The sequence below is a fragment of the Arthrobacter sp. 10T413_2 genome (genome assembly GCF_056394205.1).
Genome location: NZ_JBFTHK010000152.1, coordinates 1 through 10,561, shown reverse-complemented (window position 1 = coordinate 10,561; position 10,561 = coordinate 1). Strand labels below are relative to the sequence as shown.

Sequence of the window (10,561 nt, the reverse complement as noted above, 5' to 3'; positions counted from 1 at the left end):
GTTTCCAGCGAGGGTCCCGGTGTGACCAATGTTGAACCCGTGGGCTTCGTCTGGCCGGACCCCGTCGCCATTTGCGTCGATGTCGTCACCGTCCCGGACCCCGAGACGGTAAAGTACCGTGCGCACCTCGAACTCACCTCCACCTCCGCGGCCCATCAGGCGGAGCTGGTCGCGCACCTGTTGGTGCTTGGCGCGACGCCCGCCGACGTGGGCCAGGGTGATGTGCCGTGGACGGTTCTGGCCGACACGGAAGGCAACCTGTTCCGCGTGCTGGAGCCTCGATCGATCTACCGGKACACCGGGCCGATCGCCGCGGTGGTGGTCAGCTGTGCAGATCCGCGGGCCATGGCCCGGTTCTGGAGCGAGGCGATGGACTGGACCTTGCACGAGGTGACCGACGATCATGCGAGACTGCGTTCCGCCACGGGTGTCGGGCCGTATCTGGAGTTCCTTCGCACGCCCGACGTGAAGACCGTGTCTGGACGCGTCCATCTCGACCTGATGCCTTATCCCGGTGATGATCAAGCGGCAGAAGTGGCCCGGTTGCGGGCTCTGGGCGCCAATGACGCCGACGTCGGCCAGGGCGATGTGCCGTGGGTGTGCCTCGCCGACTCAGAGGGCAACGAGTTCTGCGTCCTCACCCCGGGCTGACGCAGGGCCTCAGCCCTACACGCGCGTTCAGGCGATGCAGACGCGGAGAACGCACGTGGCGATCATCCAGCRCGGCCCACCGCCCTTATGGCTGAGACGCCCTAGCGGAAACGGGCAGGCTGACGGACGCGGGCGGGCTGGTAGCGGCCCACCTGGTTGGCGGCATGGGACACCCATTCCAGCGGCCCGCGCCAGATCAGGGCCGCGAAGACCCCGCCGATCACCAACATGCCGATGGCCTGTGCCCAGTACACGCCCTCCACAGTCCAGCCGGGCGCCAGCGGCTGATCGTGCAGGGCCGCCGTGATGCACAAATGCGCCGTGTAGAGGGTCAAAGTCATGGCCCCGATTCCGCGGAGCGGGAGCAGCAGGTCCAGCTCCACCCATTCTCCCAGCCGGCCCAGCAGCAGGCACACGCCAATCACGGCGGCGGCGACTCCCGAGGTGTGAAGCAGGTCCAGCGTGGTGCCCGCATGCGGTGCACTAGTGGCCAGCCACCACGCTGAGCCTGACTGGTCGACGCCCGCCAGGTTGACCTGCAGCAGACTMTCCAGCGGGTAGGCGGGATSGCCGATCTGAGCCTCCAATGCCTGCCTGCCGCCCCAGTCCTCCATCAGGACTGTCCCGAGCCACTTGGCAAGGACCGCCACCGCCGTTCCGGCAGCCAGCAGCAGGAACGGCGTGGCTGCCTTCGACAGCGCCATCCGGCCGATCGCCAGCCCCACCAGGAGATAGGCGATCCACTGCAGGACGGGATAGTAGCCCGTGAGGAAGAGGTCGCCGAGGAGTCTTGCGGGTGTGGCCAGGTCCTCCCAGCCGGGGTTATGCCCCAGCCGCAAGGGCGGATCTGCTGACAGCAGCCAGGGCCRCAGCAGGTAGGCCAGCACAGGAGCAGCCAGGATCCATGCGGTCGCGAGGACAAGCAKGCGGTTGACCCCGAAACCGACGAACKGCAGCACGCACAGKAACAGGAGCGCGTAGTGGACCAGAATGACGGCGATGTTGACGTCGAGACCACCCAGCGAGAGTCCGACGGCGGCTATCACCAGCGCCCTTAGTGTGATGCCGCGGCGGGCGGCCCGGAGCGCGGAACCCTCCACCGGCTGCTGTTTCCCGGTGGACAGCGCCAAGCCGACGCCGGCCAGCACGGCGAACAGTGCCGAAGCCCGCCCGGAAAACGCGAGCCCGATCCATGTGGGCGTGAGCTGCGCGTTCGACTCGAAKGTCGCCAGCACGTGCGTGGCCATCATGGCCAGTAACGCGAGCCCGCGGGCGGCGTCAATGCCGGCCAGGCGGACGCCGGCGGAGGTGGCCTTGGCGGTCCGGGAAGCAGTGGTCATTCCGCGCGGGGTCATCGTTTGATCGTCTCATGTCAGGCCTGCCCGCAGCGTCACGCAGGCCTCGGCAAAGCCTTGTGTTCGAATATATGTTCGAATAGGATGAGCGCATGAACAACGCCTCAGAGCCCGCCTTCCTGACTCCGGATTCACCAGGCCGGAAACCTTCGGGCCGGGATTCCGGCAACACCCTCCCCGGCGGCCGTCGGGACGGCTGCGAGGCGGGAGCCGGCGTTCTCAAAGCCATGAGCCCGGGCGTCGTGGACTTCCTCTTCCGGCGGCTGGTCGCCGGAGAGCCGGCAGAGGATGTCCAGTGGGGTCAGGAGGGCACGGCGTTGGCCGTGCAGCCGCCGGGGGCGGAGCTGGCGCGGCGGCTGGCGGAGACGGATCTGGACGCCCTCACTCCGACCGAGTTGTTCCACTACGTGCGGGCGGCCCAGCGGCTCGCGGCCTGGGCGGAGTCTTTGCGCGAATCCGCCGTCGGGCGTTACTGCTCGGCGCCCGCGGGAGGGAGGGAGATGCCTAGGATGGCAGAGTGACCACTGGCTCCATAACTGCTCTGACGCTGTCCGCGATCCAATACGAGGCCCTTGACGGCGGCGTGGCCGCCAATGTGCCCGAACACATCCGCCTGATCGAAGACGCCGAGTCCCACGGAGCCCGGCTGGTMATCTTTCCCGAACTCTCGCTGACGGGGTACCGGCTGAACCTGCTGGAGGGGCCCGAAGAATGGCTGAGCGCGGCAGACCGACGGCTGGGCGGCATCCGGGAAATCTGCCGCCGGACTGGAATTACCGCAGTGGTCGGGGCCGCTTTCACGCAGGACGACGGCACGCCGCGGCTTGCCTCCCTGGCCATTCACGCATCAGGCGCCATCGAGCCCAGCTTCAAGACCTGGCTGCACGGTCCGGAGCAGGGGCTCTTTGTCGCCGGCAGTCACCCCGCGGTCCTGGAGATCGACGGCTGGAAGATCGCTTTGGCGATCTGCTTCGACGCCGCCCGCCCCGGTCACGCGGAATGGGCGGCTGGGGCAGGGGCTGACGTCTATGCCGTCTCGGCCGTCTACAGGGCCGGGGAGGATCATCGGCTGGGGCTGCACCTTGGCGCCCGCGCCATGGACAACCGGATGTTCTCCGTCCTGGCGAACCTGGCAGGCACCACGCCGCTCGGACCCTCGTGCGGGCTGAGCGGATTCTGGGGTCCTGACGGGCTCCCCTTCCGGCAGGCGGCMGGGACCGGGACCGAGGTGCTGACGGCGAGCCTTCAGCACGGTGCCCTGGCCCGGTTTCGGCGGCCCTGAGCCCGGCCGGAAGACCGAAACGTGACGCGCGGCCGGGCAAGTTTGACGTTCCTCACACCGCCGCCATTGTCCTAACATGCCGCGGACAAGGTAACGTTTTTCATATGGCTGACTCTGATATTCGCTCTTACACGTTCGGGACCCTCGTGACTGCCATGGTTACGCCTTTCACGACGGACGGTGAGGTCGACTACAAGCAGTCGGCGGAACTGGCGAGCAAGCTCGTCGACGACGGCAATGATGCCCTCGTCATCYCCGGCACCACCGGGGAGACCTCCACGCTCGAGGACGACGAAAAAGAGAAGCTCTTCCGCGTCATTGTCGAGGCCGTCGGCGACCGCGCCAAGGTCATCGCCGGAACCGGGACCAACCACACCTCGCACTCGATCGAGATGGCCAAACGCGCCGCCAAGGCGGGAGCCCACGGCCAGCTGATCGTCACCCCGTATTACAACAAGCCCAGCCAGGCCGGCATCCAGGCCCACATCGAGGCCGTGGCCGACGCCGCCGACCTCCCCGTCATGGTGTACGACATTCCGGGCCGCGCMGGCGTGCCCATCCTGCCCGAGACCATGATCCGTCTCGCCGACCACCCCCGGATCGTTGCCCTCAAGGATGCGAAGGCTGATTTCGCCGCCCTCACCCAGGTCCTGGCCAACACCGACATCGATGTCTACTCCGGCGACGACGGCCTCACGCTGCCGTGGATGGCCGYAGGCGCCGTCGGCCTGGTCAGCGTCTCCGCGCACGTCKCGACGCGGCAGTTCMGCGCGCTGATTGATGCCGCACTTGCAGGCGATTTTGCTACCGCCCGCACCCTACATTTCGAACTGGACCCCGTGGTCCGCGCAGTGATGACCCACATTCAGGGTGCTGTCGCTGCCAAGCAGGTTCTTAAGTGGCAGGGAGTCCTGCCCAACTCGGTTGTCCGTTTGCCCCTCGTGGAGCCGGACGAGGCCGAGATCGTAATCATCCGCGAGGATTTGGCGGAAGCGGGGATGGTCTTTTCCTGAGCAGGAGCCAATCCTGATCGTGAAAGTCCAGCCCGGTTTCCGCCTGGAAAGTAGTGCACTATGACCCAAACCGCCCTTCCCGGCCTTGTCACGCCGCCCCGCCTCCCGAACAACACCCTGCGGATCGTGCCGCTCGGCGGGCTCGGGGAAATTGGCCGCAACATGACCGTCTTCGAGATCGGGGGCAAGCTCCTCATCGTTGACTGCGGCGTGCTCTTCCCCGAGGAGACCCAGCCCGGCGTCGACCTCATCCTGCCGGATTTCTCTTACATCGAGAACCGTCTCCAGGACATCGTCGCCGTCGTCCTGACCCACGGTCACGAGGACCACATCGGCGCCGTTCCCTACCTCCTGCGCCTGCGCGCCGATATCCCCATCGTGGGCTCGCAGCTCACCCTGGCCCTCATCGAGGCCAAGCTGCAGGAACACCGGATCAAGCCCAACACCAAGATTGTCGTCGAGGGCCAGGTCGAGAAGTTCGGGCCCTTCGAATGCGAGTTCATCGCCGTCAACCACTCCATCCCGGACGCCCTGGCCGTGTTCCTCCGCACCGCGGGCGGCACCGTCCTGCACACCGGTGACTTCAAGATGGACCAGCTGCCGCTCGACGGCCGCATCACCGACCTCCGGCACTTCGCCAAGCTGGGCGAAGAAGGCGTGGACCTGTTCATGTCGKACTCGACCAACGCCGACGTCCCCGGTTTCACCACCGCCGAGAAGGAAATCGGGCCCACCTTGGACCGGCTGTTCGGCCAGGCCTCCAAGCGGATCATCGTCGCGTCCTTCTCCTCCCACGTGCACCGCGTGCAGCAGGTCCTCGACGCCGCCGCCAACCACAACCGCAAGGTTGCCTTCGTGGGCCGCTCCATGGTCCGGAACATGGCCATCGCCGCGAAACTGGGCTACCTGGAAGTCCCGGCCGGGATCCTGGTCGATATCAAGAACATCGACAACCTGCCGGACAACCGGGTCGTGCTGATGTCYACCGGCTCCCAGGGCGAGCCCATGGCGGCCCTGTCCCGCATGGCCAACGGCGACCACCGCGTCGTCGTCGGCGAGGGCGACACCGTCATCCTCGCCTCGAGCCTCATCCCGGGTAACGAGAACGCGGTCTTCCGCATCATCAACGGCCTGCTGAAGCTCGGCGCAGATGTCATCCACAAGGGCAACGCCAAGGTGCATGTCTCCGGCCACGCCGCCGCCGGCGAGCTGCTGTACTGCTACAACATCCTTGAGCCGCTCAACGCCATGCCGGTGCACGGCGAAACCCGCCACCTCATCGCCAACGGCAAGATTGCCCTCGAATCCGGCGTGCCTGAGGAAAGCATCCTGCTCGCAGACAACGGCACCGTGATCGATCTCCGCGACCACCAGGCCGACATCGTCGKCCAGGTCGAGGTCKGGTTCGTCTACGTTGACGGCTCCAGCGTGGGTGAAATCACCGACGCCGACCTCAAGGACCGCCAGGTCCTCGGCGACGAGGGTTTCATCTCCATCATCACCGTCATCCACCGGGCCACCGGCAAGGTGGTGTCCGGGCCGGAGATCCACGCCCGCGGCGTGGCCGAGGACGACTCCGTCTTTGACGAGATCATCCCCAAGATCAACGAGGCCCTCGAAGAAGCAGTGCAGAACCGCACGGACCACACGACGCACCAGCTCCAGCAGGTCGTCCGCCGGGTCGTGGGCACCTGGGTGAACCGTAAGCTGCGCCGCAAGCCCATGATCATTCCGGTGGTCCTTGAGGCGTAAGCCTCAGGTGGTTCACCTGGCGTAAGCCTCAGGTGGTTCACCGGGCGTAAGCYCTTTCTCGCACCGGGCGGATGCCCGKTGAACGGCCTTCCCGGCCCGGTCGCAGCCTGAGGGCTACGGCGGGCGGGGGAGGCCGTTCGGCGTCGGAACCGGGAACAACATGATCCCGGACGGCCCGGAAATTCGGGGTTTTAGAGCCGGCATCCGGTACCGTGGCGGGTATGGCGACTCGTACTTCTCCCGCGCCTAGAGGAAACTCAAGCGGCAAATCAGGCAGTTCTCCCGGCCGGGGGTCCAGTCCCGCCGCATCCAAATCCGCCCGGCCGCGGGGCGCCGCAGGTGGGCCCGCAGGTAGAAAAACAGCGACCGCCCGGACCCGTCAGTTGGCCGCTGTTGAGCCGCCCCAGCCCTGGATTGTCCGGGTGCTCGCCGGTGCGTGGCTTGGCATTGGCCACGTGGTGGGCGCCGGTATCCGGCGCGTCGGCCACGACGTCAGCGACCTCGCCCCCGAGGACCGCCGCGACGGTGCCGCGCTGTTCAACCTGGCCCTGGGCGTCTTCGTCGCCACCTTCGCGTGGTGGGGGTTCCAAGGCTGGCTCCCGGACCTCGTGTTCGCGGTCATCAACGGCACGTTCGGCTGGATGTCCCTGCTGCTGCCGCTCATGCTGTTCGTGTGCGCCTTCCGCCTGTTCCGCCAGCCCGACGACGGCCGCGGCAACAACCGGATCGGCATCGGCTTCCTCATCATGACCTTCGCCGGTTCCGGCCTGGCCCACATCATCGGCGGCCAGCCGACGGTGGCCGACGGCTTCGACGGCCTGCGCAAGGCCGGCGGCATGCTCGGTTACCTCGCCGCCGCCCCGCTGGCCGCAGTCCACCCCGCCGTCCCGGTGGCGGTGTACAGCCTGCTGGCCTTCACCTCACTGCTGATCGTCACGGCGACACCCTTCGGCGCCATCCCCGGCCGCCTCCGGGACGCCTACGAGCACCTGATGGGCATCGACTTGGAGGACGACGACAGCGGCGACCGTCACGACCGCAGCTACCTCTACGAGAACGACGCCCCGGCGGCGCCCAGGAAGAAGCGCAGGCGCCTCTTCGGCAGGGACCACGACGACGACGCCGGCCTGGAAGGCTACGTCGGCGACGAAGCGTTCGAGCGGGCGCTCATCGCCGATGAGGAAGCAGCCGACGACGCGCMACCCGCTAAACGGGCCAGGGGCGCCAAGGCGCTGGCTGGTGCCGGACCCKACGTCGAGCCCGGTGCGGAGTCCGGCGTCGCACCCGGCGTCCGCCGTCCCACCCAGGCCGAGATCGCCGTCGAGAAGATCAAGGCGGCCCAGGGCCTCGGCGCGGCCGCCGGTTCGCCGGGCGACAATGCCACCGAGGCCATCCCGCTGGTCACTCCCGGAATGGTGGCCGCCGGCTCGCTCAACCCCGCCGCCGCGGCAGCCCCGAAGGTCCCCGCCAACCCGGTGGCGCCGGCACCCCTGCCCACCCCGATTCCGCAGCGCACCGAACAACTCTCACTGGCCGGCGACGTCACCTACACCCTGCCGGCGTCGGACATGCTGACGCCCGGCTCCGTCCCCAAGGAACGCACCRAGGCCAACGACGCGATCGTCGCCTCGMTCACCGAKACCCTCAACCAGTTCAACGTCGATGCCCAGGTGACCGGCTTCAGCCGCGGTCCMACCGTGACACGCTACGAAATCGAACTGTCCCCGGGCACCAAGGTGGAGCGGGTCACCGCCCTGTCCAAGAACATCTCCTACGCCGTCGCGAGCTCGGACGTGCGCATCCTGAGCCCCATCCCGGGCAAGTCCGCCATCGGCATCGAGATCCCCAACACGGACCGCGAGACCGTGTCCCTGGGCGACGTGCTCCGCAGCCAGAACGCCCGCCGCACCGACCACCCCATGGTCATGGGCGTGGGCAAGGACGTCGAGGGCGGGTACGTCGTGGCAAACCTCGCCAAGATGCCGCACCTGCTGGTGGCCGGCGCCACCGGCGCCGGTAAGTCCTCGTTCGTTAATTCGATGATCACTTCGATCCTGATGCGGGCCACCCCGGACGAGGTCCGCATGGTCATGGTGGACCCCAAGCGCGTGGAGCTCACGGCCTATGAGGGCGTCCCGCACCTCATCACCCCGATCATCACCAACCCGAAGAAGGCCGCTGAGGCGCTGCAGTGGGTGGTCCGGKAAATGGATGCCCGCTACGACGACCTCGCCAACTACGGCTTCAAGCACATCGACGACTTCAACAAGGCCGTCCGGGCCGGCAAGGTCCACCCGCCGGTGGACTCCAAGCGCGTCATCAAGCCCTATCCGTACCTGCTGGTGATCGTGGACGAACTCGCCGACCTCATGATGGTCGCCCCGCGCGACGTCGAAGACTCGATCGTCCGCATCACCCAGCTGGCGCGTGCGGCCGGCATCCACCTCGTCCTCGCCACCCAGCGTCCGTCCGTCGACGTCGTGACCGGCCTGATCAAGGCGAACGTGCCCTCCCGCATGGCCTTCGCCACGTCCTCCGTCACCGACTCCCGGGTGGTCCTGGACCAGCCGGGCGCCGAGAAACTCATCGGCCAGGGCGACGCCCTGTTCCTGCCCATGGGTGCCTCCAAGGCCATGCGCGTCCAGGGGGCGTGGGTCACGGAGTCCGAGATCCACAAGGTGGTCGAACACGTCAAGGGCCAGCTCAAGGCCGTCTACCGGGACGACGTMGCGCCCGAGGCGCAGAAGAAGCAGATCGACGACGACATCGGGGACGACCTCGAAGTCCTGCTCCAGGCGACCGAACTCGTGGTCACCACGCAGTTCGGCTCCACCTCGATGCTGCAGCGCAAGCTCCGTGTCGGCTTCGCGAAGGCCGGACGCCTCATGGACCTGCTCGAGTCCAGGGGAGTGGTGGGGCMTTCGGAAGGGTCCAAGGCCCGCGACGTGCTGGTCAAGCCGGATGACCTCGCCGCGGTGCTGGCCGCGATGAAGGGCCTCGACGCGCCCGCCGTCGCGGATTCCCAGACGGCGGCGCTAAGTGATAACGCAAACGCGAACATCGCCCAGGGCGGCTACGCGGAGGACCTCGTGGCGGCTGACCTGGCCAACCGCACCCAGGCGATCGACTACCACGACGGCGCCGACGGAGGCTCCGACGACGAGGACGGCTCGGAGGACGCTTGGTCCCTCACCGGACGGTAGTGCGGGAAGACGGGTAGCCTAGGAAGGTGAATAGCGCCGAAGCCAACGCCGGATCCGCCTCGCGGATCTGGAACCTGCCGAATATCCTGACGATGCTGCGGATAGTGCTGGTGCCGTTCTTCGTCTGGTTCCTCGTCCTCGACGCTCCCGGACTCCAGGCCCAGAACGGCGTCTGGCGCTGGGCGGCCTCCGCCGTGTTCGCGGTGGCCATCTACACGGACAAGCTCGACGGCGACATCGCCAGGTCCCGCGGACTCGTCACCGACTTCGGGAAGATCGCGGACCCGATCKCCGACAAGCTCCTGATCGGCTCGGCATTGGTCATGCTCTCGCTGCTCCAGKAACTGCCGTGGTGGGTGACGATCCTGATCCTGCTCCGGGAGTGGGGCATCACCGCCCTGCGGTTCTTCGTTATCCGCTACGGCGTCATTCCGGCCTCGCGGGGCGGGAAGCTCAAAACGGTTGTGCAGACGGCGGCGATCTTCCTCTACGTCCTTCCGCTGGCATCCATCGCCCCGTGGCTCGGCGTTGTGGCGTTCGTCGTCATGATGGCTGCGCTGGCCATCACATTGTGGACCGGCGGCGAATACGTTATCGAGGCCCTCAAACTGCGGGCCGCCGGCATCAAGGCAGAGAAAGCACGGGTAGGGGAGAACAAGCCATGACTGATCTGAACGCCCATCCGGACGCCAATCCGGACCCCAATCTCCATCCCAAGCTGCACCCCAACCTTCACCGGCTGGCGGAGCAGGCCGTCACCGGAGCCATCGGCCGTGGGGTGACCGCAGCCACCGCCGAATCCCTGACGGCCGGAATGGTCGCGGCGATCCTGGCCGACACGCCGGGCGCCTCCGCGATGCTGCAGGGAGGCGTGGTGTCCTACGCCAGCTCGGTCAAGACCGACGTCCTGGGCGTCCMCGCCGGTCTGCTMGACGCCGTCGGTTCCGTGGACGGGCAGGTTGCCGCGGCGATGGCAGACGGTGCCCGGCGCGTCTGTGGCGCCGATATCGGCGTGTCAACCACCGGTGTGGCCGGGCCCGAACCGCACGACGGCAAGGCGGTCGGCACGGTCTTTGTCGGCATCGCGACGGCGGAAGGCTCGACGTCGTACCCGTATTCCTTTGACGGCAGCCGCGCCGAGATCCGCGCCCTCGCGTGCGGCGCGGCGCTGGAACGCCTGCTTGAGGCCCTATCTTCCGAAGGCTACCCGGCGTAAAGTTGCCGGGAACAAAAGTTGATTCCGAATAGTTGTTACATTGTGTCGCTTCCAAATAAGGTAGGCGCCTAGGATGAAAACATCAGCAG

General features: G+C 67.2%; 9 protein-coding genes. 8 read left to right on the top strand and 1 reads right to left on the bottom strand.

What is annotated here, in order from left to right:
- The coding region (locus AC1DBQ_RS18305) for a VOC family protein (RefSeq protein ID WP_476929866.1) at window positions 1–651 on the top strand (651 nt) is incomplete at its 5' end.
- A 101-nt stretch (window positions 652–752) separates the two neighbouring features.
- Here AC1DBQ_RS18305 and AC1DBQ_RS18300 read toward each other — a convergent pair.
- Complete coding sequence (locus tag AC1DBQ_RS18300) at window positions 753–2,006, bottom strand: heparan-alpha-glucosaminide N-acetyltransferase domain-containing protein (protein ID WP_476929865.1); 1,254 nt, start codon at window positions 2,004–2,006, stop codon at window positions 753–755.
- A gap of 92 nt (window positions 2,007–2,098) precedes the next feature.
- Here AC1DBQ_RS18300 and AC1DBQ_RS18295 point away from each other — a divergent pair, with 92 nt between their 5' ends.
- The 7 genes from AC1DBQ_RS18295 to AC1DBQ_RS18265 all read left to right on the top strand — a co-directional run bounded on the left by AC1DBQ_RS18295 (window position 2,099) and on the right by AC1DBQ_RS18265 (window position 10,472).
- Window positions 2,099–2,527 (top strand): hypothetical protein, encoded by a 429-nt coding sequence (locus AC1DBQ_RS18295; RefSeq protein ID WP_476929864.1) that lies wholly within the window; start codon window positions 2,099–2,101, stop codon window positions 2,525–2,527.
- On the top strand, window positions 2,524–3,288 hold the full coding sequence (locus AC1DBQ_RS18290; protein WP_476929863.1) for a carbon-nitrogen hydrolase family protein: 765 nt from the start codon (window positions 2,524–2,526) through the stop codon (window positions 3,286–3,288). Before AC1DBQ_RS18295 ends, AC1DBQ_RS18290 begins: the two co-directional genes overlap by 4 nt.
- Window positions 3,289–3,392: 104 nt before the next feature.
- Complete coding sequence (gene dapA, locus AC1DBQ_RS18285; protein ID WP_476929862.1) at window positions 3,393–4,301, top strand: 4-hydroxy-tetrahydrodipicolinate synthase; 909 nt, start codon at window positions 3,393–3,395, stop codon at window positions 4,299–4,301.
- 60 nt (window positions 4,302–4,361) lie between these two features.
- Complete coding sequence (locus AC1DBQ_RS18280; protein WP_476929861.1) at window positions 4,362–6,053, top strand: ribonuclease J; 1,692 nt, start codon at window positions 4,362–4,364, stop codon at window positions 6,051–6,053.
- A gap of 221 nt (window positions 6,054–6,274) precedes the next feature.
- Window positions 6,275–9,256, top strand: a complete 2,982-nt coding sequence (locus tag AC1DBQ_RS18275) for an FtsK/SpoIIIE family DNA translocase (RefSeq protein ID WP_476929860.1) — start codon at window positions 6,275–6,277, stop codon at window positions 9,254–9,256.
- A 26-nt stretch (window positions 9,257–9,282) separates the two neighbouring features.
- The gene (pgsA, locus tag AC1DBQ_RS18270) at window positions 9,283–9,921 is read left to right on the top strand and encodes a CDP-diacylglycerol--glycerol-3-phosphate 3-phosphatidyltransferase (protein ID WP_476929859.1); all 639 of its coding nucleotides are present in this window, start codon (window positions 9,283–9,285) and stop codon (window positions 9,919–9,921) included.
- The gene (locus tag AC1DBQ_RS18265) at window positions 9,918–10,472 is read left to right on the top strand and encodes a CinA family protein (protein ID WP_476929858.1); all 555 of its coding nucleotides are present in this window, start codon (window positions 9,918–9,920) and stop codon (window positions 10,470–10,472) included. Before pgsA ends, AC1DBQ_RS18265 begins: the two co-directional genes overlap by 4 nt.
- Window positions 10,473–10,561 lie beyond the last annotated feature (89 nt).